23 protein-coding genes are annotated in these 26,360 nt (G+C 33.6%); 19 read left to right on the forward strand and 4 right to left on the reverse strand.

Translation table 11 applies throughout. From position 1 onward, the window contains the following. Positions 1-70: 70 nt before the first annotated feature. Positions 71-502 (reverse strand): TerB family tellurite resistance protein, encoded by a 432-nt coding sequence (locus GQ47_RS22455; protein WP_035653359.1) that lies wholly within the window; start codon positions 500-502, stop codon positions 71-73. Positions 503-672: 170 nt separating this feature from the next. On the opposite strand from GQ47_RS22455, the gene GQ47_RS22460 reads away from it, so the two are divergent. From GQ47_RS22460 to GQ47_RS22480, 5 genes are all read left to right on the forward strand, one after another. After that, positions 673-1,266 (forward strand): HupE/UreJ family protein, encoded by a 594-nt coding sequence (locus tag GQ47_RS22460; RefSeq protein WP_035653361.1) that lies wholly within the window; start codon positions 673-675, stop codon positions 1,264-1,266. Positions 1,267-1,271: 5 nt separating this feature from the next. After that, a complete protein-coding gene (locus GQ47_RS22465; protein WP_035653364.1) occupies positions 1,272-1,703 on the forward strand; it encodes a deoxycytidylate deaminase in 432 nt (143 codons plus the stop codon). Continuing rightward, the gene (locus GQ47_RS22470; protein WP_035653365.1) at positions 1,703-3,280 is read left to right on the forward strand and encodes a S41 family peptidase; all 1,578 of its coding nucleotides are present in this window, start codon (positions 1,703-1,705) and stop codon (positions 3,278-3,280) included. Before GQ47_RS22465 ends, GQ47_RS22470 begins: the two co-directional genes overlap by 1 nt. An 18-nt stretch (positions 3,281-3,298) precedes the next feature. Then, positions 3,299-3,664, forward strand: a complete 366-nt coding sequence (locus GQ47_RS22475) for a nuclear transport factor 2 family protein (protein ID WP_035653367.1) — start codon at positions 3,299-3,301, stop codon at positions 3,662-3,664. A 92-nt stretch (positions 3,665-3,756) separates the two neighbouring features. Further along, positions 3,757-4,071 (forward strand): hypothetical protein, encoded by a 315-nt coding sequence (locus GQ47_RS22480; protein ID WP_035653369.1) that lies wholly within the window; start codon positions 3,757-3,759, stop codon positions 4,069-4,071. A gap of 166 nt (positions 4,072-4,237) precedes the next feature. On the opposite strand, the gene GQ47_RS22485 is transcribed toward GQ47_RS22480, so the two are convergent. The 3 genes from GQ47_RS22485 to GQ47_RS22495 form a co-directional block, all read right to left on the reverse strand. Continuing rightward, positions 4,238-4,843 (reverse strand): FAD-dependent oxidoreductase, encoded by a 606-nt coding sequence (locus GQ47_RS22485; protein ID WP_035653372.1) that lies wholly within the window; start codon positions 4,841-4,843, stop codon positions 4,238-4,240. A 2-nt stretch (positions 4,844-4,845) separates the two neighbouring features. Further along, positions 4,846-5,046, reverse strand: a complete 201-nt coding sequence (locus tag GQ47_RS22490) for a hypothetical protein (RefSeq protein WP_035653375.1) — start codon at positions 5,044-5,046, stop codon at positions 4,846-4,848. A gap of 100 nt (positions 5,047-5,146) precedes the next feature. Further along, positions 5,147-5,725 carry a MarC family protein gene (locus GQ47_RS22495; RefSeq protein WP_035653377.1) on the reverse strand — a complete coding sequence of 193 codons (579 nt, stop codon included), beginning with the start codon at positions 5,723-5,725 and terminating at the stop codon, positions 5,147-5,149. Between the two features lie 291 nt (positions 5,726-6,016). Between GQ47_RS22495 and GQ47_RS22500 the strand changes: the two genes are divergently transcribed. From GQ47_RS22500 to GQ47_RS22565, 14 genes are all read left to right on the forward strand, one after another. Continuing rightward, a complete protein-coding gene (locus tag GQ47_RS22500) occupies positions 6,017-6,799 on the forward strand; it encodes a DUF4412 domain-containing protein (RefSeq protein ID WP_152561080.1) in 783 nt (260 codons plus the stop codon). 90 nt (positions 6,800-6,889) lie between these two features. Then, on the forward strand, positions 6,890-7,459 hold the full coding sequence (locus GQ47_RS22505; RefSeq protein WP_026728413.1) for a DUF3109 family protein: 570 nt from the start codon (positions 6,890-6,892) through the stop codon (positions 7,457-7,459). Between the two features lie 337 nt (positions 7,460-7,796). Then, complete coding sequence (locus tag GQ47_RS22510) at positions 7,797-8,774, forward strand: ribonucleotide-diphosphate reductase subunit beta (RefSeq protein ID WP_035653382.1); 978 nt, start codon at positions 7,797-7,799, stop codon at positions 8,772-8,774. Between the two features lie 266 nt (positions 8,775-9,040). Further along, positions 9,041-11,434: a ribonucleoside-diphosphate reductase subunit alpha gene (locus GQ47_RS22515; RefSeq protein WP_035653384.1), complete on the forward strand. Its 2,394-nt coding sequence runs from the start codon at positions 9,041-9,043 to the stop codon at positions 11,432-11,434. A 284-nt stretch (positions 11,435-11,718) separates the two neighbouring features. After that, the gene (locus GQ47_RS22520) at positions 11,719-13,116 is read left to right on the forward strand and encodes a DUF1800 domain-containing protein (protein WP_035653386.1); all 1,398 of its coding nucleotides are present in this window, start codon (positions 11,719-11,721) and stop codon (positions 13,114-13,116) included. A gap of 11 nt (positions 13,117-13,127) precedes the next feature. Continuing rightward, a complete protein-coding gene (locus tag GQ47_RS22525) occupies positions 13,128-14,294 on the forward strand; it encodes a DUF1501 domain-containing protein (RefSeq protein WP_051951720.1) in 1,167 nt (388 codons plus the stop codon). A gap of 450 nt (positions 14,295-14,744) precedes the next feature. Continuing rightward, entirely contained in the window at positions 14,745-15,578 is an 834-nt protein-coding gene (locus GQ47_RS22530; RefSeq protein ID WP_035653388.1) for a prephenate dehydratase, read from the forward strand. Positions 15,579-15,672: 94 nt separating this feature from the next. Further along, positions 15,673-16,818, forward strand: coding sequence for a pyridoxal phosphate-dependent aminotransferase (locus GQ47_RS22535; RefSeq protein ID WP_035653390.1), 1,146 nt, complete (start codon positions 15,673-15,675; stop codon positions 16,816-16,818). Positions 16,819-16,925: 107 nt separating this feature from the next. Continuing rightward, positions 16,926-17,786, forward strand: coding sequence for a prephenate dehydrogenase (locus tag GQ47_RS22540; protein ID WP_035653391.1), 861 nt, complete (start codon positions 16,926-16,928; stop codon positions 17,784-17,786). Between the two features lie 13 nt (positions 17,787-17,799). Next, positions 17,800-18,882, forward strand: a complete 1,083-nt coding sequence (locus tag GQ47_RS22545) for a bifunctional 3-deoxy-7-phosphoheptulonate synthase/chorismate mutase type II (RefSeq protein WP_035653393.1) — start codon at positions 17,800-17,802, stop codon at positions 18,880-18,882. A gap of 220 nt (positions 18,883-19,102) precedes the next feature. After that, complete coding sequence (locus GQ47_RS22550) at positions 19,103-22,699, forward strand: VIT domain-containing protein (RefSeq protein ID WP_152561081.1); 3,597 nt, start codon at positions 19,103-19,105, stop codon at positions 22,697-22,699. A 138-nt stretch (positions 22,700-22,837) separates the two neighbouring features. Continuing rightward, entirely contained in the window at positions 22,838-23,815 is a 978-nt protein-coding gene (rsgA, locus tag GQ47_RS22555; protein ID WP_035653394.1) for a ribosome small subunit-dependent GTPase A, read from the forward strand. 106 nt (positions 23,816-23,921) lie between these two features. Beyond that, positions 23,922-24,374 (forward strand): D-aminoacyl-tRNA deacylase, encoded by a 453-nt coding sequence (gene dtd / locus GQ47_RS22560; protein ID WP_035653397.1) that lies wholly within the window; start codon positions 23,922-23,924, stop codon positions 24,372-24,374. Positions 24,375-24,437: 63 nt separating this feature from the next. Then, positions 24,438-26,345 carry a DUF3857 domain-containing protein gene (locus GQ47_RS22565; protein WP_035653399.1) on the forward strand — a complete coding sequence of 636 codons (1,908 nt, stop codon included), beginning with the start codon at positions 24,438-24,440 and terminating at the stop codon, positions 26,343-26,345. Positions 26,346-26,360 lie beyond the last annotated feature (15 nt).

Below are 26,360 nucleotides of genomic sequence, written 5' to 3' on the forward strand. Positions count from 1 at the left end.
TTTTAATTTAAAATGTATTTCAATTTTTCGATTATGTAACTATAAACTACGACCGAAAACTGAAAAACTATTATTTATGCATGTGCTGCATTTCATAGATAAAAGTGTCGCCGTCAACTTTTTGGTCAACTAATGACAATGCTTTTGCAATGATATAATCTACGTTGCTTGGCGTGAATCCTAGCGCAACACTTATCTTTTTTAACAATACTTCTTGTTTGTCTTCAAGATGATGATCAACATGTACCATTCTTGTTAAATCATATAAACGCTCTAAACGCTGAACATATGAATAAGGAGGGTTGATAGGATATTTTAATGGATCGCTAAGAATTTCTTCGTATTCCGATTCTGTAATTTCTAAACGAGAAGCAAGTTTGTCTAAGAAGGCTTTTTCTTCTGGATAAACAACTCCATCTGCTAACGCTACACGAACGATAGCTGAAAAGTGCCCTTTGTTTCTTTGCTTGAATTCGCTATCAAATAATTCTGAAAATGACATAATTAATTAAGATTTTTGTTAAACAAAGATAAAAGTTATTTTAATTTATAATTTTAAATTTCTCATAAAATTTAACTTATTTTTCTGCGTTGTTTTAGAGGAGGACTTCACGACATTTTCAAAATAAATCGTAAGTTTACATCCCCTAATCATTTAATATTACAACCCCTATGTCAGAATTTTGGATTTATTTTCAGATAGGATTAAAACACGTTTTAGATATCCACGCCTACGATCACGTTCTTTTTTTAATCGCACTAACAGTTCCGTATTCATTTAAAGACTGGAAACGCATTTTGTTGTTGGTTTCTGTTTTCACAATTGGTCATACTTTAGCTTTAATACTTTCCGTTTTCGGAATAATTGCTGTCAAAGTGAATTTAGTCGAATTTTTAATTCCGATTACCATTTTGATAACCGCTTTATATCACTTATTTACGGCAGGAAAAGCTACTAAAAATGAAGGCGTAAATTTAATTTTTATGGTCACGTTGTTTTTTGGAATAATTCACGGACTTGGATTCTCAAATTATTTTAAAACAATTTTAGGTGGTACCGCAACGTCAAAATTAGTACCTTTAGGGGAATTTGCGTTAGGAATCGAAGCAGCGCAGTTAGTTGTAGTTTTTGTAGTTTTGGTACTATCATATATAGTGCAAACGGTATTTCGTTTTTCAAAACGCGATTGGGCACTTGTAATGTCGGCTTTTATTGTTGGAGTTGTGATTCCAATGATTATTGAAAGCCCTATTTGGAACAGATAAAATAAATGGAAATAAAAAAATTAAACAAATACGATAAAGCTTATTTGAGAATTGCAAAAGAATGGAGTTTGCTTTCTTATTGCAAACGCAAACAAGTAGGCGCTATTATCGTAAAAGACCGAATGATTATCTCTGATGGATACAATGGTACGCCGTCAGGATTTGAAAATTGCTGCGAAGATGAAGACGGATTAACCCGTTGGGATGTATTGCATGCCGAGGCAAATGCAATTTTGAAAGTAGCACGGTCGACACAATCTTGCGAAGGTGCAACTTTATATATCACACTTTCGCCTTGTAAAGAATGTAGTAAATTAATACATCAGTCGGGAATAAAAAGAGTGGTGTACAAAGATGGATATCGTGATGATTCTGGAATTCAATTTTTAATAAAAGCAGGTATTGAAGTCGAACATATTCCTGTTTTAGAAGAGTAATGAAATTTAATCCAAAATATTTGCCAATTGTCATTGGAGCAACTTTTGCTCTTGGAACTGTGCTCGGAAGCTTGATGAATGCTCCCGCAGATGATCAGCTTTTGGCTAAAAATTACTCTAAAACCAAATTAAATAAACTGATCGATTTTATAAATAATGAATATGTCGACAGCATCAATACAGACTCAATTGTAAATCTTACAGTTGATAATATTCTTTCCAAATTAGATCCGCATTCTGTTTATATTCCGCCAAGCGAACAAGCCGAAGTTGCTGAAAGCATGAAAGGCGATTTTGTTGGAATCGGAATTAATTTTTATATGTATAAAGATTCAGTTGCGATTATAAAACCAATAGAAAATGGGCCATCGGCAAAAGCAGGAATAAAATCTGGGGATCGAATTTTATTTGCCGGAAAAACAAAATTATTTGGACGAAAATTGCCTTCTGATAGTTTGTTTTCCAAATTAAAAGGACTTCAGGGTTCTGAAATTGAGCTTACCGTTTTTAGAAAATCGGAACAAAAGAAACTGAAATTTAAAGTACGAAGAGATGTTATTCCGATAAAAAGCGTTGATGTCTCTGTTTTGCTAGGAAATAATACAGGCTATATCAAAATCAACCGATTTGCCGAAACGACTTATAATGAATTCAAATCCGGTTTAACAAGATTAAAACAAAGTGGAATTCAGTCACTGATAATTGATCTTCGTGACAACGGCGGCGGTTATATGGAAGAAGCAGTAGCAATCGCTGATGAATTTTTGAAAGACAAACAGTTGATTGTTTTTACAAAAAATAAAAATGGTACTACTGAAAAAACATACGCAACAAAAGCAGGAAGTTTTGAAACCGGAAAAGTATATATTCTAATAAATGAAAACAGCGCTTCAGCTAGTGAAATTTTAGCAGGTGCAATTCAGGATAGCGACCGTGGTATTATTGTGGGACGCCGTTCTTTTGGAAAAGGTTTGGTACAGCGTGAAATGGATTTTAATGACGGATCAGCGGTAAGATTGACTGTGGCGCGTTATTATACGCCAACCGGAAGATCGATTCAAAAGCCGTATAAAAAAGGAAATGAAGAATATTTTAAAGAATCAGAATCCAGAATTAAATCGGGGGAACTTTATGCAAAAGACAGCATCAAAGTGGCGGATTCTTTGAAATTCAAAACTCCAAAAGGAAAAATTGTTTACGGCGGCGGCGGAATCGTTCCAGATGTTTTTGTTCCGATGGAAGCAGAACATGGAAATGAAAATGTTGCGTATTTATTGCAAACCGGAATTGTAGGCCATTTTGTTTTTGAGGAATTAGATAAAAACAGAAAAGCATTTGCCGGACTTCATTTTAATGAGTTTTTAAACGAAATGAAAACTTCTGATGTTTATTTCAAAAAATTTAAAAACTACGTTGCGATAACTGGTTTGGATTTAAAATTGGATAAAACAAAAACGTTAGTAAATCGCTATATCACAGCTGAATTTGCCCGACAATTATTTGGTGAAATATATTATTATAATGTAGTTTTAAAAGACGATGCCATGATTAAGTCGGTTTTAAGTTCAAAAAAATAATCCTAAAATTTTTAAAGTATGAAAACAGAAGCCGTTGTAAATGCTGAAATCGAACTTTTGACCGCAATTAAAAATGCTGATGTTTCCACTTTAGAAAAAATCCTTCACGACGATTTGCTTTTCAATTTACCCGACGGAAATACAATTACAAAAGAGTTCGATTTAGATTCTTATCGTTCGGGAAAAATGCAAGTCGAATCATTAGAAGCTTCGGATCAAATTATTAATATAATTGATGATATAGCTGTTGTAACTGTAGTGGTTTCATTAAAAGGGACTTATGGTAATACTTCAATAAATGGTGCTTTAAAATATATCAGGGTTTGGAAACAATTTAATGAAAATCTAAAAGTTGTTGCTGGAAGCTGTGTTCCATTGGCATAAATTTTGAAAAGAAATTTAATAGTAACATAAAATTAGACTTAGCAATCCTTGCGTAATTCTTAGCGTACTTTGCGGTTAAATAAAATCAAAATATGAAAAATTTAAAAAGAATAAGCTTTCTTCTGGTTGTAATGACTTTTATAATCTCTTGCGCAACTGCCAAAGACGGTAGTAAGACAGTTTCAGGAAAAGTAGAATCAATTGAAGGCGGTAAAGATGGCTACACAGCAAAAATCAACACAGCTCAAAAAGAAGTTTATTTTGCGACTATCAGTATCGTAAATGTTGGTGGACCACAAAATTACAAACAAGTAAAAATTGGTGATGAAGTTTCAGTAAAAGGAGAATTCTGGAAAAGTGAAGACGAAAACCATATTAAGGTTACGCAGATAATTTCGGTGAAATAATAGCATTATAAAATTTTAAACCATTAAGAGGTTAAGTTTGTTAAGCTTTATAGCTTGTTTTCTTAACTTCTTAATGGTTTTGTATTTTATTCTTAATGAACTTTTAAATTAAATTTGTACAACAAAGAGAGCTTAATTTTCTTAATCTCTTAATGGTGAAAAAAAATTATCGAATGCTATCGTGCGCATGAGTTTGCACACCATTATTCCATAAAGTAAGAATATCTGTAGCAACAGCGGCACCGCTTCCGGCAGCAATGGCTAATTGACTTCTCCAGCCCGCTAAAGTTCCAATTACATAAATGCCTTCAGCGACTTTATGATCTTCGTTTTTGAGCTGAATTCGTTGTTTTTCTGGAAGTGCTTTTTTATGAGGTTCAACAAACTGCATTAAACCCTCAATGTCAAAAGTATTGGCAGAACCAATTCCGACAACGATATTTTTTGTTTTATAAGAGTTTTTATTTGTTGTTACAGTGAATTCAGGAAATTGCCCTTCAACTTTAATTACCTTTTCATTTGGAATTTGAGCAATATGCGGATAAGTAGTTGCTAAATCCTGCGTACTTTCTGTAAGTAATTCAGAGCCTAATTTTCCTGGTGTAATGCCATAAGCATTGTAGAAAATTGCCTCTTGTAGAGAAGAATTCTTTTGATGTGTAAAAATTCCGATTTTCTTATCGGTAACAAAAGCTTTATTTTTAGCAGAGCCTAAAACGAGCGCACAAGACATTCCTGATACGCCTCCGCCAATAATTAAAACGTCAAACATTATTATCTGCCGTTTGTTTTTTCTTCAATTCTTTTTGAAATTCTAAAAATCAAAAGAATTAATACGGCGCAGAAAGAAGCGACGATTCCAATAAAAGCTACCATGCTGTCACCCTGAAAAGGGTTTTTAAAGTCTAATAGCGTAATATTAAAAACAATTAAAGCTAATGCCAAAAGGACTAATATTGAAGTAAAAATTTTCATCTGGTTGTTTTTGTTTAAAATAATCAAGGCAAAACTTTTTAAAAAGAGCTTAAAGTTTTGTTTTTAGAAATTTTATGGGGTAAAAGTATAAAAATAAATGTTAGACAAACAAACCTTTAACATTAGCAGCGAATAATTTAACAGCAATCGCTAAAAGTATGACCCCAAATGTCTTGCGGACCACGCCCAGACCGTTTTCACCCAATAACGTTTCAATTTTCTTAGACGATTTTAAAACAATGTAAACCAGTATAATATTTAGTAAAATGGCGATAATAATATTGATGGTGTGAAATTGAGATCGAAGTGATAATAAAGTCGTCATGGTTCCGGCCCCAGCAATAAGTGGAAATGCCAAAGGAACAATTGAAGCAGATCCTGGTTCTTCATCGCGATATATTCGGATTCCTAAAATCATTTCCAAAGCAAGAAAAAATAATACAAAAGATCCAGCAACAGCAAATGAATGTACGTCGATGCCGATTAAATTCAATAATCCTTCTCCAACAAATAGAAAAACAATCATAATCATGCCTGCAACTAATGAAGCTTTTTCTGAGTCGATATGTCCAACTTTTGCTCGTAAATTGACAATAATCGGAATTGATCCTACAATATCGATTACTGCAAAAAGTACCATTCCAACCGTAATAATTTCTTTAAAGTCAATTTCTAACATATAGCTCTGATTTTAAGCGATTAATAATTTGGTGCAAAAGTAGGTAATAAAGTTAGGTGATTTTTTCACAGATTGTATTTTTGTTATAAAAACATTGTTTAAATGTGTAAAGTGTGATATTTATAACATTATGATGCTAAAATTATTGATATCAATAAAAAAGGACGGTTTGTTTTTGAACTTGATTTATTTTATTGTTGGTCTGAACAAGGTATATAAAATCAAACGTTAAAAAATATAACTTACTGAAAATCAATCATTAAATTTGTTATAACTTAAAAAGGAAAGATTATGAAAAAGATGATGTTTGTTATAGTTTTCTTGTGTCTGTTGTTTTCGTCCAATAGTTCACAAGCCCAAATCTGGCAACAAATTAAAAAAGCAGCGCAACAAAAAAGCCAAAATGGTAGTGGAGCTGCTGATCAAAATGTAAATATGGAAAATGCTGTTTTAAGTTACGGTAAAAACAAAGTTGATCCCTCGGTTGTACCAAATTCCTATAATTTTAGTTGGAAATATATAATGGAAATTAAAACTGATGAAGGAAAAGCTATGAATGCAAATTATTTGCTGGAACCTAATGCGGCTTATTTCGGAATGAATATTTCTCAGGGACAAGGTCAGGATATGTTCATGATTATGGATTCTAAAAACAGTATTACGGTAACTGCTTTTGGAAACGGAAAGGAAAAAATGGCATCAGCGTCAAAAATGCCTGATTATACAGAAATGGCGAAAAAAGAAGGAGAGAAATCAAAATTCACTTATAAGACACTTCCAAACAAAACTTTTTTAGGTTACAACTGCAAAGGAATTCAGATGACAAGTGATGAATATGATATTATTTGTTATTACACGAGCGAGGCAAAAGTGAGCTTTGGCGATATGTTCAAAAACCAAAAAGGCTGGAAAATGCCCGAAGGATTATCGAATTATTTTAAACCCGAAGATCGTACCTTATTAATGGATATGACAATGAAGGATTTAAAAAGCAGAAAAGTAACCACTATGAAATGTTTAAGTTTAGAAAAAAGTGCTTACACATTTAATAAATCGGACTATAAATTTATGTAGATAAAATGGTAACATTCTAAATTAGTTAGGTTTGTGAACATATATTGATGAGCGGTTTTTATTTCCTGAATCTTTAGCTACCTTTGCAAAATGTTTCAATTAGGAAAAACCATAGTATCAGAGGATATCCTCGAAAAAGAATTTGTTTGTAATTTATCAGCATGCAAAGGGGCTTGTTGCGTCGACGGAGATGCAGGCGCGCCTTTGAATGAAGCTGAAACTAAAATCCTGGAAGAGATTTATCCGAAAGTAAAACCCTTTTTACGAAAAGAAGGAATTGCTGCAATTGAAGCCCAAGGAACTTGGGTAAAAGGAACAGACGGGGATCTTGAAACTCCTCTTATTGACAATAAAGATTGTGCGTATGTTATTTTTGATGGAAAAACGGCACTTTGCGGTATCGAGCAAGCTTATAATCAAGGAATCGTAGACTGGAAAAAACCAGTTTCGTGCCATTTATATCCAATCCGTGTGAAAGACTTTACAGAATTTGCTGCGGTGAATTACGATAAATGGGATATTTGCGATGATGCCTGTTCTTTAGGTAAAGAATTAGAAGTTCCGGTTTACAAATTTGTTAAAGAAGCTTTGATTCGCCGCTTTGGTGAAGATTGGTATTTGGAACTTGAAAAAGTTGCTGAGGAACTTAAGAACTCGTAAAAAATCAAGTGTAAAAAATACCCTTTTGCGAGGGCGTGATTTAACTCAAAAAAATAAAGTTTTGACTCAAAAAAAACTTTTAAAAACTATTTAAAATTTCTTGCTTTTTATTTCAAAAAGTCTATATTCTACGGGACTTCAAGATGCTATTTGTGCTTTTAAAGTGTTCATTTGCAATAAATTAATTATTGTATGAAAATCATTTCAAATTTTGGCCGTTGTTAAAAACTACGTCGAATTGTGAATAAGTTTGACTTTCATTTTTAGCGATAATTGACAATCTTTGTAGTCTACTGAATTAGTAAAGTTTCAGTATAAAAATTAAACAAAAATTGTCATGTCACAAGTCGAACCAATATTACAAGAAAATAAAAATCGTTTCGTTATTTTTCCAATTAAACATCATGATATTTGGGAATGGTACAAAAAGATGGAAGCTAGTTTTTGGACTGCGGAAGAAATCGACTTGCACCAGGATTTGACAGACTGGAATAACAAATTAAATGATGATGAAAGATATTTCATCAAACATATCCTTGCGTTCTTTGCAGCTTCTGACGGAATCGTAAATGAAAATCTTGCTGAGAATTTTGTAAACGAAGTTCAATACGCAGAAGCGAAGTTTTTCTATGGTTTCCAAATCATGATGGAAAACATTCATAGTGAAACGTATTCTTTATTGATTGATACTTACGTGAAAGACGAAGCTGAAAAAGCGGAATTATTCAATGCTTTGGAAGTTTTCCCTGCAATTGCTAAAAAAGCAGAATGGGCTTTAAAATGGATCGAGTCTGATTCATTTGCTGAAAGACTTATTGCTTTTGCAGCTGTTGAAGGAATCTTTTTCTCAGGAGCTTTCTGTTCAATTTATTGGTTGAAAAAACGTGGTTTAATGCCAGGTTTGACTTTCTCTAATGAGTTGATTTCTCGTGACGAAGGCGTGCATTGTGATTTTGCGGTTCATTTGCATAATCATCATTTGATAAACAAAGTGCCAAAAGACAGAATCAAAGAAATCATTGTTGATGCTCTTGATATCGAAAGACAATTTGTAACAGAATCGCTTCCGGTAAGTTTAATTGGTATGAACGCGACTTTAATGACGCAATACTTGGAATTTGTTGCTGACAGATTACTAGTAGAATTAGGTTGTGAGCGTGTGTATGGATCAGCGAATCCGTTTGATTTCATGGACATGATCTCTCTTCAGGGAAAAACTAATTTCTTTGAAAAACGTGTTGCCGAGTATCAAAAATCGGGTGTGATGAACACAGACAGCGATGCTCAAAAAATTTCATTTGACGCAGATTTTTAGAACAACAGCATTTTTAATTCTGGCCGATTTTATCTAAAGCCATAATTAATATTTACAGAACATTTATTAGGTTAGATCTCTATCACCCAAATCGGAGATTTAATAGCAATTTTAACGGCTTTTCGGTTTGATATTCAAATTGGAAAAGGGCAACTATTGAGAATCCTGTAATTCTCGAAAAATAATTTAAAAACACGCAATGTTTAGGGACTGGAATTCGTTTTCTAGTTACTTTCATTTTTTCAATAACTATAAAAGGTAAGCTTATGTATGTAGTAAAAAGAGATGGCCACAGAGAGCCCGTAATGTTTGATAAGATTACAGAAAGAATCAAAAAATTGTGTTACGGCTTGAATGAGCTCGTAGATCCGGTTAAGGTAGCGATGAGAGTTATCGAGGGATTGTATGATGGGGTTTCTACTTCTGAATTGGATAATCTTGCAGCAGAAACGGCAGCATCAATGACTATCGCGCATCCTGATTATGCTCAATTAGCAGCGCGTGTGGCAATTTCAAATCTGCATTCAAATACTAAAAAATCTTTCTCAGAAACGATGAAAGATATGTATCACTACGTAAATCCAAGAAATGGTCAAGATGCACCATTAATTGCAGATGACGTATTTAAAGTGATTCAGGAAAATGCTGCTTTTTTAGATTCTCACATTATTTACACAAGAGATTTTAATTACGATTACTTTGGTTTCAAAACTTTAGAGCGTTCTTATCTTCTTAAAATAAACGGAAAAATCGTAGAAAGACCACAACATATGTTGATGCGTGTTTCTGTTGGTATTCACTTAGACGATTTAAAATCGGTAATTGAAACTTACGATTTAATGTCTAAAAAGTTCTTTACGCATGCAACGCCAACGTTGTTCAACGCAGGAACGCCGAAACCTCAAATGTCTTCTTGTTTCCTTTTGGCAATGCAGGATGATAGTATTGACGGAATTTATGATACATTAAAACAAACAGCAAAAATTTCACAATCAGCGGGAGGAATTGGTTTGTCTATTCATAACGTTCGTGCGACTGGATCTTACATTCGCGGTACAAACGGAACTTCAAACGGAATTGTTCCGATGTTGAGAGTGTTCAATGATACCGCTCGTTACGTAGATCAAGGTGGTGGAAAACGTAAAGGAAGTTTTGCGATTTACATCGAAACTTGGCATGCTGATATCTTTGATTTCTTAGATTTAAAGAAAAATACAGGAAAAGAAGAAATGCGTGCGAGAGATTTATTCTTCGCAATGTGGACTTCAGATTTGTTCATGAAACGTGTTCAGGAAGATTCAACGTGGACTTTAATGTGTCCTAACGAATGTCCAGGATTATATGATGTTTACGGAGATGAATTCGAAGCGTTATATACGGATTATGAATTTAGAGGAAAAGGAAGAAAAACAATCCGTGCTCGTGAATTATGGGAGAAAATCCTGGAATCTCAAATCGAGACTGGAACACCATATATGTTGTACAAAGATGCAGCAAACCGTAAATCGAACCACAAGAATTTAGGGACAATCCGTTCTTCTAACTTGTGTACAGAGATTATGGAGTTTACTTCTAAAGATGAAATTGCAGTTTGTAACTTAGCTTCTATTTCGTTACCAATGTTTATTGAAAACGGAAAATTTGATCATGAAGCGCTTTATAACGTTACAAAACGTGTAACTCGTAACTTGAACAAAGTAATTGACAGAAACTATTACCCAGTAAAAGAAGCTGAAAATTCTAACATGCGTCATCGTCCAGTTGGTTTAGGTGTGCAAGGTTTGGCTGATGCTTTCATTATGTTGCGTATGCCGTTTACAAGCGATGAAGCTAAACAATTAAACCAAGAGATTTTCGAAACTTTATACTTTGCTGCTGTAACCGCTTCTATGGAAATGGCAAAAGAAGAAGGTCCATATTCAACTTTCGAAGGTTCGCCAATGTCTCAAGGAGAATTCCAACACAATATGTGGGGAATGAAAGATGAAGAATTATCAGGCCGTTGGGACTGGGCTTCATTAAGAAAAGAAGTTGTAGAACACGGAGTTCGTAACTCATTGTTAGTTGCACCAATGCCAACTGCATCGACTTCTCAGATTCTTGGAAACAACGAAGCTTTCGAACCTTATACATCAAACATTTACACACGTCGTGTATTGTCTGGAGAGTTCATCGTAGTAAACAAACATTTACTAGAAGACTTAGTAAAACTAGGTTTATGGAACGAAGATTTGAAACAAGAAATTATGCGTCATAACGGATCTGTTCAAAATATAGATAAGATTCCACAAGACTTGAAAGATCTTTATAAAACAGTTTGGGAAATGTCGATGAAAGATATTATCGATATGTCTCGCCAAAGAGGTTATTTCATTGACCAGTCTCAATCGTTGAACTTGTTCATGCAGGATGCAAACTATTCTAAATTGACGTCAATGCATTTCTACGCTTGGCAATCTGGTTTAAAAACAGGAATGTATTACCTAAGAACAAAAGCGGCTGTAGATGCGATTAAATTCACATTAAACAACGATAAAAAAGAAGAAACTGCTCCGTCATTAGTTGCAGAAACTGAAGCAATCAGTGTCGAGGATTATAAAGCAATGCTTTTAAAAGCACAAGCTGCAGATCCTGAGGATTGTGAAATGTGTGGGTCTTAATTTTTTTTTAGAAGACAGAAAATAGAATAAAGAAGAAAGATTTATTCTTTAATTAATAGAAAGCAGTTATCGTAATGATAGCTGCTTTTTTTATATCCATTAATTTAATCAACAATTCTTATCATTTCGAAGAACAAGGAATGACAATATTCTAATTAATTCCCCGTTCTAATTATTACCAAAGATTTTTAAAACTTAGCATCTCATAACTAAGTAACTCAAAATCTTTCTCTTAATTAAACCTTTAAGAGAAAGGAAAGTCTTATTGTAATAATTTCTGAATTATGAAAAAAAGCAATCTTTGGTCATTACGATTGGGTTTTTCTGGAAAAGAATCTGATAAAATTGAAAAACTAGGATTAGAGAAATTTCTAAAACATTCCTATGATTCGAAATTCGATAAACAACTTCCAGCTTTTTTAGAAGACGATCCCAAAACACTTATCGAATTAAAAGAATTTAAGCAGGCCATAAAAGATGCTGATTCTGACGCTAAAAAGAAAATTCTGAAAAAAGAAATTTATTCGGCCATTGAATTAAGAAGATGGTGGATTAATAAAATGCGAACAGATGAATTTCCGCTTCGGGAAAATATGGTTGTTTTTTGGCACAATCACTTTGTTTCTACTTCGCAAAAAGTAAAAGTCAATTACTGGATTTATCAGCACAATATGATTTTGCGCGAACATGCTTTTGGGAACTTCAAAGAGTTAACGAAGCAAATCGTAAAGTCAAACGCGATGATAAAGTATTTAGACAATGTCGACAATAAAAAAGGCAAATACAACGAGAATTTAAGTCGGGAATTGTTGGAGTTATTTACTATCGGAATTGGAAATTATTCTGAAAATGATATTAAAGAAGGCGCAAAAGCACTCGCAGGTTTAAATTATGGCGATGAAGGAGGCGTTTATAGAAAAATTCCTGAAGATAACAGTGATAAAACGTATTTCGGAAAAACGGGAAACTGGAAATCCGATGATCTTGTTGATATCATTTTCGAACAAAAAAACATTCCGTATCTCATTACCAGAAAAATTCTAAAATGGTTTATTTATGATAATCCGCCTGAGGATTTAGTGACTTATTATGGCGATTATTTCCGAAAGAAAAACTTCGAAATCCAACCTTTGCTGACAAAAATTTTTACCGAAGAATATGCCAAAGAGAATTCGGGAAACAAAATCAAAGATCCATTAGTATATATTATTCAGTTGATTGATGAATTGGAAGTAAAAGATTTTGATGACGCGATGATAGCGCTTTTTCTTCGGCAACAAGGAATGGATTTATACAATCAGGTAAATGTAAAAGGCTGGGACGGAGGAAATTCCTGGTTGACTTCTCAAATTTATTTACAGCGAAATAATACATCTGATTTGCTTTGCAGTGGGAGAAGTATTTCGAAGAAAGTATTGAATACAATGACGGGAGATGATGAAAAACCAAAAGTAGAATTCGACAAAATCGATGTGAAAATTGATTTTGATTCCAATGGAAACAACAAAACAATCATTGCCGAATTGTCGAACCGATTATTATTTGATGTAAACGATTCCATGCAAAAAGACATGGAGAATTTACTCAAATACGATTTTGACCCAAAAGAAGAGCACGCCAATTTTGCCGTCATCCGACTTTTTAATTACATCACAAAACTTCCAGAATATCAATTAATCTAAAAGCAGTAATCATGAACAGAAGAGATTTTCTAACATTGACAGGAACTTTTACAGGCGGAATGCTCGTGCTTCCTGATTTTTTGCACGCTTTTGGATCGCAGAATAATTTGATTATTGGTGAACAATGTGTTGTTTTTGTACAATTGAATGGAGGAAATGACGGATTGAATACTTTTATTCCGTACGACGATCCTTTATATTATGACTATAGAACCAAAATAGCTTTAAATAAAGATTTGGTGATTGGTAAAAATAAAGGAATGGCTTTTCATCCTTCCTTGAAAGATTTTGCCCAAATGCAACAAAACGGAGATTTGGCCGTAATTCAGAATGTGGGTTATCCAGAACCGATTCGGTCGCATTTTAGAAGCCAGGAAATTTGGCAAACCGCAACAGATTCTAATAAATATATCAATGAAGGCTGGCTTGGCAGGTATTTAGATCTTCAGTGTAACGGACATCAGGCGACGGCCGGAATAAATTTAGATTCTATTGATAATCTTGCTTTAAAAGGCGTCGAACCTAATTTTATAACGGTAAAAGATCCAAACCGATTTAAAGTAAAATCAGATGAAGAAGAAAATGTAACATTGTCTGACAATCCGCACTTAGATTTTGTTCGAAAAATTGCCAATTCTGTTACTGAAGGTTCAGATGAAATTCAGAAAGCTTTGGCGAAATCAAAAACCGAAATAAGTTATCCAAAAACAGAATTGTCCAAAAACTTGGAATGGATTGGAAGGTTGATAAAAGGGAATTTGAATTCGAAAGTATATTATACGTCGCTCGGTGGATTTGATACGCATGATAATCAAATTGCAATTCACGAGAAAAAATTAACCGATCTGAATGATGCTTTGTACAGTTTTTATCAAGATTTGAAACAAGCCCAATTATTGCAGAATGTGACTATCGTTGTTTTTTCAGAATTTGGACGAAGAGTAAAAGACAATGGAAACGGAACGGATCACGGAACTGCAGCGCCAATGTTTATCATCGGAGGAAATAATAAAGGAACGATTTTAGGAAATAATCCGAATTTAGCTGACTTGGATAACGGCGATTTAAAATACCAAATCGATTTTAGAAGTGTGTATGCTTCTCTATTAAAAGAAAAATTGAATTTCGATTATTCTAAAATAGGGATTATGAATAAACCAGTTTCAGGATTGTTTTGATTGAATGATAGCCACGAATTCACGAATTTTATTTTTTAAAATCTGTGAAATTGAATTTTATAAACACAAAGATTTGCGCTAATTCGTGAATTCGTGGCGAAAAAACCTTAGAACCTTAGCAACTCAGAACCTTAGAACCTCATTTTAATATTCTCATTTTAAGCCCATATTTTTATATTATCATACAAAACCTGCTAAATTTGTTAAGAAATCCTTTTTTGTTTCATAAAATGCAATCTTTTTTTTGGTGCGGTAAAAATAATTTATACATTCGCAGAGAATTTAAAACAAAACACAAACAAAATGGCAAGTAACCGTTTTTATTTTAGCAACAATTTTTATTTCTTCTTTAGTAGAAGTCAGGATTGTGCTATGGTTATTTGAGAAATATTTAAGACAAATAAAACTAATATACAATCCTGATGCAAATCAGGATTTTTTTTTGACTATATGACAACGAAAATTGCAATACAAGGTATAAAAGGATCATTTCATCATCAGGTTGTGAAAGAGTATTTCTCTGAAAATGTGGATATTGATGAATGTTTGTCTTTTGAAGAATTAATCGACAGCCTTATTGCCGGAAAATCAGATCAGGCGGTTATGGCGATCGAAAATTCAATTGCAGGACCAATTATCCCGAATTATGCTTTGATCGACAAGAATAATTTGCACATTATTGGAGAGCATTATTTAAACATTCAGCAGAATTTAATGGCTTTAAAAGGTCAGAAAATTGAAGATATAAAAGAAGTTCATTCACATCCAATGGCACTTTTGCAGTGTATGGATTTTCTGAAACAATATCCAAATATTAAATTGGTTGAGGATAAAGATACAGCTGAAACAGCAAGAAGAATTCAGGAAAAACAATTAACCGGAATTGCGGCAATTGCAAGTGAAACGGCTGCTGAAATGTACAATCTGGATATTATTGCATCATCGATTCAAACGATCAAAAACAATATGACACGTTTCGTAATCATCAAAAAGCAAAATTCATTTTTGCCGGAAAGTGAAATCAACAGAGCATCTGTTAAGTTTGAATTGGATCATAAAAGAGGAAGTTTAGCAGCGGTTTTAAATGTAATGAGCGACTGCAAACTGAATTTGACAAAAATTCAGTCGCTTCCAAAAATTGAAACGCCTTGGAAATATTCATTCTTCGTAGACGTAACATTTGAGAAATACGAAGATTTTGCAAAAGCCAAAGCGTTATTAAACATCATGGCAGAATATTTTAAAGTGTTGGGAGAATATAAAAACACAAAACCTTTAAGTTAGTCTTAAAGTTGGAAAGTCGAAAGTCTTAAAGTCCAAAATAGAAAGTTTAAAAAGAGCCTAAAGCCTAAAGCTTACGGCCTAAAGCAATAAAAAAATGATTACAACAGCAAAACGATTAGACACAGTTGAAGAATACTACTTCTCATCAAAATTAAGAGAAGTTCGTCAGTTGATGTCTGAAGGAAAATCGATTATCAATATGGGAATCGGAAGCCCTGATTTGAGTCCGTCAAAAGCAGTAATTGAAGCAGTCGCTGCGGCAATTCAAGACGAAAACGGACATGGTTATCAAAGCTATCAAGGATTGCCAGAAATGAGACAGGCGATGGCAGATTTTTATCGTGATCAGTTTGGTGTTGAAGTGAATCCGAATAATGAGATTTTACCTTTGATGGGTTCAAAAGAAGGAATTATGCACATTTCGCTGGCATTTCTAAATGAAGGCGATCACGTTTTAATTCCGAATCCAGGTTATCCAACTTATACTTCGGTAACTAATTTGGTTCAGGCAGTTCCGGTTTATTATGATTTGAAAGAAGAAAATGCATGGGAACCAGATTTTGAAGCTTTAGAAAAACTGGATCTTTCGAAAGTAAAAATTATGTGGCTGGGTTATCCGCACATGCCGACAGGAGCGAGAGGAAGTTTAGCGTTATTTGAAAAATTGGTTGCTTTTGCTAAAAAACACAACATATTATTGATCAACGACAATCCGTATAGTTTTGTTTTGAATGATAATCCGATGAGTTTACTGCAGGTTGAAGGCGCGAAGGATGTGGCTTTAGAATTGAATTCACTTAGTAAAACGTTCAACATGGCCGGCTGGAGAGTCGGAATGGTTTTAGGAAACCCTGAAATTATCGATGTGGTTCTAAAAGTAAAAAGCAACATGGACAGCGGTATGTATTATGGAATTCAGAAAGGTGCGATCGCGGCTTTAAAATGTGATAAATCCTGGTTCGAAGACCAAAACAAAATTTACAGACGCCGTAGAGAATTAACGGAGAAATTAGCTGAAAAGTTAAACTGTAAAGTATATAAAGAAGGAGTTGGACTTTTCGTTTGGGCGAAACTTCCAGAAGGAATAGAATCAGCAGAGAAGTTCATTGACGAAATATTATATGAGAAACATATTTTCATTACACCGGGAACCATTTTTGGAAGCAACGGCGAAGGATATATCAGATTCTCATTGTGTGTGAAAGAAGAAAAAGTGCAAGAAGCGATTGATCGATTTTAGAGTTTAGATTTCCTGCAAGGTTTTTAAAACCTTGTAGGTATGAGTTTGAAAGTCTTGATTATATAAACCTACAAGGTTTTGAAAACCTTGCAGGAAAAAAAAAGAATATGAAAGTATACGTAATAGGAATAGGATTAATAGGCGGTTCGATGGTGTTGGACATCAAAGACCAACATCCGGATTCGACCATTTTTGGAATCGATAGTAACGAAAAACATTTGCAGGAAGCCATTGATTTAGGAGTTATCGACGAAGCGGGAAGTTTTGAAGATTTGGCTGAAGCCGATTTTGTAATCGTTTCGGTTCCTGTGGATGTGGCGCTGACGGTTTTGCCAAAAGTGCTGGATTCGGTTGGAGATAAAACGATTGTTTTTGAGGTTGGGTCAACTAAAAAGCCAATTTGTGATGCGGTTGCCAATCACCCGAAAAGAAGAAATTTTATTGCCACACATCCGATAGCAGGAACGGAGTTTTCAGGACCTTCGGCGGCGATAAGAGGTTTGTTTAAAGGAAAGACAAACATTATTTGCGAAGTGGAAAAAACCACTTTTAAATTGCAGGAAAAGGCGTTAAAGCTTTTCAGCGAAATCGGAATGAGGATTCGATATATGGATCCGACTTCACACGATAAACACATTGCTTACGTTTCGCATTTGTCACACATTAGTTCGTTTATGCTCGGAAAAACGGTAATGAATAAGGAAAAAGACGAACAGGATATTTTTGATATGGCGGGTAGTGGATTTGAAAGCACCGTTCGTTTAGCAAAAAGTTCGCCGGCGATGTGGACACCAATTTTTAAGCAAAACAAAGAACATGTTCTGGAAACATTAGAAGAATATATTTCAAATCTCAGTCGGTTTAGGGATTTGTTGAAAGACGAAAATTACAACGCCATTTTTGAAGAAATGGAAAGCACAAATAAAATAAAAGAAATACTAAACGGATTAACAACAACTAAAAAGTAAAATTAGAATTAAGATGGAAAATAAGAAAGAAATGAGAAAGTGGTTAGAAGATTTCAATTTAAATCACCCACTTGTGATAGCTGGACCATGTAGTGCAGAAACTGAAGATCAAGTATTGAAAATTGCTCACGAATTGAAAGATTCAAAAGTAAGTGTTTTCAGAGCTGGAATCTGGAAACCAAGAACACGTCCAGGAGGATTTGAAGGTGTTGGAGAAATTGGTTTAAAATGGTTACAAAAAGCAAAAGCTGAAACTGGTTTGTTAATGGGAACTGAAGTTGCGACTGCGGCGCACTGTAAACTGGCTTTAGAACATGATATCGACGTTTTATGGGTTGGTGCTCGTACAACTGCAAACCCTTTCGCAGTTCAGGAAATTGCTGATACTTTGAAAGGAACTGATAAAATCGTTTTGGTTAAAAACCCTGTAAACCCAGATTTAGCTTTATGGTTAGGTGGTGTTGAGCGTTTACACATGGCTGGAATCGAGAAATTAGGTGTTATCCACAGAGGTTTCTCTACTTACGAAAAAACAAAATACAGAAACATTCCAGAATGGCAAATTGCTATCGAATTGCAAAATAAATTCCCTGATTTACCATTAATCATCGATCCATCTCACATTACTGGAGATCGTAAAATGATTTTCGAAGTAACACAAGAGGCTTTAGATTTGAATTACGATGGTATGATTATCGAAACGCACTACGATCCAGACAACGCTTGGTCTGATGCTGCTCAACAAGTTACTCCAGATGCTTTGAAACAAATCATTAAAGATTTGACGATCAGAAAAACGGATGATACTACAGACGAGTACAGCCAAAAAATGAAAAAACTAAGAGCTAACATCGACGTTCTAGATGCTAATTTATTAGAATTGTTAGGAAAACGTATGAAAGTTGCTGACGAAATTGGACAAGTGAAAAAAGATGCAAACGTTGCGATTCTTCAAAACAATCGTTGGAACGAAATCTTAGGGAAAATGATTTTGGAAGGTGAGAAAAAAGGTCTTACTGAAGAGTTCGTTTTAAGAATGTTCAAAGCAATTCACCAGGAAAGTATTGGACACCAAGAGAAAATTTTCAATGCATAATTTTCTCTAAATAATATTTATGGTATAAGTTAATTTGAAATCTTTTGAACTTTGTTTTTAGGTTTTCTTATATCATAATGGTAAAATTAGATTGTTTTTTTAAAATCTCCATCACTTAAGTAAGAAGTGGTGGAGATTTTTTTTGCATAAATATTTTTATCTTCCCAACCTTTTGATGTTTTTTGTTCTCTATAACAATATAAACCTTAATTTTCGTGTCATGAAGTTAAAATTGTTTTCGTCTGCGCCGCGCATTTTTCAATTGAATTTGAATGTATTGCTTTTTTTTCTGTTTTTTATTGGAACAAAAACTTTCGCACAAAGTCCTGAACTTACTGTTAAAGGAGAAGAAGCTGAAAAAGTGAGAATGAATAAACTTTTCGTCAATGTAAAAGTGGTGGGCAATATTGCATACACTACTGCCGAAATGCATTTTTTTAATTCAGGAACTCGCCAGATGGAGGCTGAACTTATTTTTCCTTTACCAGAAAATGTTTCGGTTTCCAGATACGCAATTGACATTAATGGAAAACTTCGTGAAGCTGTTCCGGTAAACAAAAATAAAGGGAAACAAGTTTTTGAAGCCATTGAACATCGTCGTGTTGATCCGGGATTACTGGAAAAAGTCGACGGCAATAATTTTAAAACCAGAATTTATCCATTGATGCCAAATGGTGAACGAACTGTTGTTATTGGCTATGAAGAAGAACTTTCGGCTTTTGATAAAGACAATCTGGCGTATCAATTGGTAAGTCGTTTTCCGAAAAAACTGGATAAGTTTGAAATTAATGTTTCGGTTTTAGGAACTTCGACAGCACCAACTGTTACTGAAAATTCAGGAAATGAAATTACTTTTTCAAAATGGAATCAAGCTTTTCAGGCTTCCATCAAAAAAGAAAATTACCAGCCTGCAGAAAAAATTGTTATTAAAATTCCGATACAGCAAAATATCCCGAGCGTTTTAATGCAGGATGTTGGTGGTCAGTATTATTTTTATGGAAATACTTTTATAGATGGCAATAAAACGGTTAAAAAGATACCAGCTTCTATTGGTTTGATTTGGGATAATTCTTTGAGTTGTCAGAATAGGGATTTAAAGAAAGAATTGAATTTGCTGGATGCTTATTTTCAAAAAATAAAAAACACAAAAGTTACGCTGTACTTTTTGAATTATACTTTCGATAAACAACAAGAATATATAGTTTCTAATGGAAATTGGGATGCTTTAAAAGCCGTTTTAGAAAAAACAAAATACGATGGAGGGACTCGTTTTTCACAACTGAACTTTGCAGGTCAAGATGAATATTTGTTTTTTACTGATGGATTATCTTCTTTGAGTGAAAATCTTCTGCCAAAAACTAAAAAACCTGTTTATACTATTACCTCTTCAGTCTCTGCCGATTTTGCTTTTCTGAATTTTTCTTCAACGAAAACTGGCGGTAATTTTATCAATTTAAATCAGATAAATCCTGAAGTGGCTTTGGATAAATTAATAAATACAAATTTGAAGTTTTTAGGAATAAAAGAAAATTTAACGGTAACTGATTTGTTTCCGATGGAAGGAACTTCAGTTTCGGGGAATTTTAGTTTTTCCGGAATTTCTTTAAATCCAAAAAACGAAATCACTTTATTATTCGGATATAATAATGAAGCTGTTTTAGAAAGAAAAATTACACTTGATGGTGCGGTTCAAAACACTAATGATATTAATGTTGAGAAACTTTGGGCACAGAAAAAAATCGCCAATCTTGAATTAGAATATGCTAAAAATGCAGATGAAATTGAACTTCTTGGAAAGAAATTCGGAATTGTAACTAAAAATACCTCGTTGATTGTTCTGGAAAATTTAAGTGATTATATTTTATATGATATTTTACCGCCGGCAGAATTGCGCGAAGAATTTGATAGAATTAAAAAACAGGAACATGATTCTAGATTGGCACAGCAAAAAAATAATTGGGAAAGTATTGAAAGTTATTTTGCCAGCATAAACGCTTGGTGGAAAAAAGACACGAAATATTCTGCATCTAAATTAGCGTCAAAATCTAAAATCAAGAATTCCCAAAGAGCAAATAATAATGTTGCAAATACAATTTTAAGAAGTAGTCAAACTGTACCAGCTGGATTTATTTCTGGAATTGTTTTAGATGGGGATAGTCAGCCATTGCCAGGAGCGAGTATTATTATAAATGGACGAAGTGAGGGAGTTCAAACCGATTTTGATGGAAAATTTACGATAAAAGCTCCTCAGAATACTGTTTTTAATATTACCTATATTGGTTTCGAACCTGCTCGTGTTAATGTAGGCAGAAATAATATGGTTTCTATAAGATTAAGAGAGAATTCTCAGACTTTAAGTGAAGTTGTAACTACTGCTGCTAGCCATGAAACTATTAAGGGAGATCCTGATGCTGTTTTAACAATAGACGAACCTGTTGGCAGAGGAACAGCTACAACAGTAATTGAAGAAGACAATAATGTGTATAACATGGCTCCTCAAGATAATTCTGCACCTGTAATCACTGAATTAAAAGATAAAAAAGTTGGAAGTGAAGAAGTTATAGTTGTTGGATACGGAACTCAAAAGAAAAGAGATCTTGTTGGTGTTTCTGCTGAAAGTGCTGAAAAAAATAAAGATGCTGTACAAGATATAAAACCCGAAGCTGCAGGTCAGGTAGTAAAAACGATTCAAAACGAAACAAATTTAGATGAAGGATATTCAACAGGAGATTCAAAAAAGCCTTTAATAATAGTTGATGGTCAGTTTTATGAAGGCGAATTGACGGATTTAAAATCAGATGATTTTGAAACAGTAGAAGTTTTGAAAGATGCTTCGAGAATTGCTACTTATGGTAGCAGAGGGGCAAATGGAGTTATTATTATAACAACGAAAAAGAAGTCTTCAAACAGTGTTGTTCAAACAAAAAGCTGGAATCCAGATCGATTGTATTTAAAAGCCTTGGCATCGGCGCCAAAAGAAAAACAATACGATTTGTATTTTGAGTTAAGAAAAGCACAGGAAAGAAATCCAAGTTTTTATTTTGATGTGGCTCATTTTTTCTATAATCAAGGCGATGTTAAAAAGGCATTGCTGATTGTCAGTAATATCGCTGATTTAGGTTTAGAGAATCATCAATTGTATAAAACATTGACTTATACTTTGCGCGAATGGAAAGATTATGGTGATGCAGTGTTTACTGCAAAACAAGTTGCAAAATGGAGAGAACATGAACCACAAAGTCTAAGAGATTATGCTTTGACGCTGGAAGATGCCGGAAAATATCAAGAGGCATTTGATGAATTAGTAAAATCACTTGAAGTAAATTATTACGGAGAAATGAGCGGACAATATGAAGGTGTAGAAGATATTGTTTTAATGGATATTAATCGAATAATGAAAGAACATCCAGGATTGAAAACCGGAAAATTAGATAAAAAGTATATTGAAAAAATGCCTGTCGATATCAGAATCATCATGAATTGGAACCAAATGGATGTTGATTTAGATTTACATGTAATTGAACCAACTGGAGAAGAATGTTATTATAGTCATACTTCGACAGAAATTGGTGGAAGATTTTCGAAAGATTTTACACAAGGTTATGGCCCAGAGCAATATTTAATTAGAAATGCGGTAAAAGGGAAATATCAAATAAAAACTAATTTCTTTGGCGAAACCACATTAACTGAAAATGGCCCAGCAACTGTAATGATTGAAATTTATACAACCAAAGCCGGAAAAACTTCAAGAACTTTGAAAACAATTCAGATAGGAAAAATAAAAGAAAATGAAATTCTGGCCGAAATTGTTTGGTAAAAGTCAGAAATCCAAAGCTTAGATTTCAAATTTAAAAGACGAAGTTGCGTTGTTCAATTCTAAAAACGTAATTTTGCCTTTTATTTTTTAGGTTTTAAAATATTCTAAAATCTAAAATCGGATATCTAAAATTAAAGAATGACAGGAACCGTTTATAAATCTACAGGAAGCTGGTATACCGTAAAATCTGAAAATGGAGATTTTATCGAATGCCGTATGAAAGGGAAATTTAGAATTAAAGGTATAAAAAGTACCAATCCTATTGCTGTAGGCGATATTGTGGATTATGAATTGGAGGAAACTTCAGATGCCGTTACCGGAACGATTCATAATATTCATGAAAGAAAAAACTATATCGTTCGTAAATCGGTTAACTTGTCGAAACAGATTCATATTATTGCTTCTAATATTGATCAGGTTTTTTTATTGGTCACAATCGATAATCCGCCTACAACAACAAGTTTTATTGACCGTTTTTTGGTTACTGCCGAAGCATACGGAATTGAAGCAATCTTGATTTTTAATAAAATTGATACTTTAAACGATCAGACTTTAGATGATCAGCTTTATTTACAGCACATTTATCAGGAAATTGGATATAAATGTCTGCGAATTTCATCAACAGAAAATAAAGGCGTTGATAAGCTGAAAGAAATGATGGTCGGAAAAGTTAGTATGTTTTCAGGACATTCTGGAGTTGGAAAATCAACTTTGGTAAATGCGATGGAACCAAGTCTTCATTTAAAAACGACTGTGATTTCAGAACAAAGTAAACAAGGTCAGCACACTACAACTTTTGCTGAAATGTATGATTTGTCTTTTAATGCCCGAATTATCGATACTCCGGGAATTAAAGGTTTCGGAATCGTAGATATGGAACCAACAGAAATCAGCGGTTATTTTCCTGAATTCTTCAAATTAAAAGATCAATGCAAGTTTAACAATTGTTTACACAAAGAAGAACCGCATTGCGCCATAAAAGCCGCTTTAGAAAAAGATGAAATCGCCTGGTCGCGTTACAATAGTTATCTTAAAATTTTAGAGGGCGACGAAGAACATTATCGCACCGATACTTATGGTGAAGATCGTGCTGCCAGCGACGAAACACGTAAATAATTATTAATTGTGAATGGTTAATTGTAAATTATGATTGACTACAATTTTAATTTCATCACCTCTAAAGAAAAAAATCAATAATTAATAATTTACAATTAACCATTAAATGAAAATTGTTCTTCAAAGAGTTTCCGAGGCTTCTGTAACCGTTGATTCTAAAATTGTTGCAGACATTAAAAAAGGCTTGTTAATCTTAGTCGGAATAGAAGATGCCGACACTCAGGAAGATATTGACTGGCTTGCTGGGAAAATCATTAAAATGAGAATTTTTGGAGATGAAAATGATGTTATGAACTGTTCAGTTCAAGATATCGATGGCGATATAATTGTAGTTAGTCAGTTTACACTTCATGCTTCTACAAAAAAAGGAAATCGTCCTTCCTATATAAAAGCAGCAAAACCAGATTTTGCAATTCCGATGTATGAAACCTTCGTAAAAACTTTGGAGAAAGAATTCAGTAAAAAAATCCAAACCGGAATTTTTGGTGCCGATATGAAAGTCAGTCTCTTAAATGATGGTCCCGTAACAATCGTTATGGACAGCAAAAATCGGGAGTAAAAAAATATAAACAAATGTTAAGGATTTCTAAAAAAAATATATATTTGGGGAAATTCCTTACTAATGAAAAACCCTTTTTTTGCGTTATTTTTATTTCTAATTGCCCTTAATTCTTACTCTCAAAAGGTTAATTATAACGTTACTTCTATTCCAGATAGCCTTAAACAAAATGCAAATGCAGTTGTTCGGCTAGATCAAATGGATATTACTATTGCTTCGCAAAGAAGCATGATTATCAAAAAACAAAGAATTGTAACCGTTTTAAATGAAAAAGGACTCGGTGATATCGATGCTTATGAGCATTATGATAAAACGACTTCAATAAACAGCATTGAGGCAATTGTTTATGACGTAGCGGGCAATGAAATCAAAAAAATCAAGCGTAAAGATTTTAGAGACCAAAGTGCAGTAAGCGGCAGTACGCTTTTTTCAGATAGTCGGGTAGTTTATTTAAATTATACACCAATTTCATATCCTTTTACGATTGCTTATACATGTGAGACAGAGACTTCAAATACTGCTTTTATACCACGTTGGTATTTTTTAGGAGGCTATAATGCAAGCGTTGAGAAATGTATTTTGAATGTTACTTTTCCGAGTGATTTAGGTTTCAAGAAAAAGGAATTTCAGTTTGCTGGATTTAATATAAAAAAGACAGAAGAAACCGCTACTAAACTTAGTTATGTGGCATCGAACATTTTGGCTCAAAAAGGAGAAGATTTAAGTCCATCTCCATCTGATTTGTTTCCAAAAATTATAATGGGTTTAGAAAAGTTTCATTTAGAAGGTGTCGATGGAACAGCAACAACCTGGGAAGCATTTGGGAAATGGTACGGAGATAAAATTTTAACGGGAACAACGACTTTACCAGAAGAAACCAAGGCAAAAATGAAAGCGCTTGTAGGCAATGAAAAAGATCCAATCAAGAAAGCAAAAATCATTTACGATTATGTCCAAAAAAAATCAAGATATGTAAATATTGCTATTGGAATTGGCGGATGGAAACCAATGTTGGCCAGCGATGTTGACCGTTTAGGATATGGAGATTGCAAAGCATTGTCAAATTATACTAAAGCACTCTTGCAAGCAGTTGATGTACCTTCTTACAACACCATTTTATATGGAGATTCATATAAATCTAATATTCAGTCTGATTTTGTTTCAATGCAGGGAAATCATATGATATTGGCAATTCCAAATGGAGACAATTATACTTTTTTGGAATGTACAAGTCAAGATGATCCTTTTGGCTACCAGGGAACTTTTACAGATGACCGTGATGTTTTGATTGTTAAGCCAGAAGGAGGTGAAATTGTTCGCACAAAGATTTACGAAGACAAAGGGAACATTCAAAAAGATAAAGGAATTTATACAATTGACGAAAATGGAAACTTTTCAGGTTCTATTTCGATAACTTCTGAAGGCTCGAAATATAATGAGAAATACAGAATCGAAACGTATCAGCCAACAGAAAAAGAAGCTCATTATAAGGAATATTGGGATAATATCAATAATCTGAAATTAGGCAAAATAACATTTTCAAACGATAAGGAAAATGTTCGTTTTACTGAAGATGTACAGTTCAGCGCGATAAATTACGCTTCAATTTCAGCAAACAAAATGATTTTTGCCATTGATGCTTTCAATCAAAATACAGGAAATATAAAACGAATCCGAAACAGAAAAAATCCGTTCCAAATTCAGCGTGGTTTTTTAGATTCTGATGAAATTGAAGTGAATCTACCGGCCGGATTTACAATTGAATTTCTTCCTGAAAATTATGAACTCAAAGGAAAATTCGGAGAATACAAAACTGAAATCATCAAAAAAGAGAATAATAAGCTTGTTTACAAACGAAGCATGTTTTTGAATAAAGGAAAATATTCAAATAAGGAATATGACGAATTTCGTTTGTTTATGGAACAGGTTTCAAAAAATGATAATGCAAAAATTATATTGATTAAAAGCTAATAAACTAACCAAAAC

This window comes from Flavobacterium sp. ASV13, assembly GCF_000745775.1.
Taxonomy (GTDB): domain Bacteria; phylum Bacteroidota; class Bacteroidia; order Flavobacteriales; family Flavobacteriaceae; genus Flavobacterium.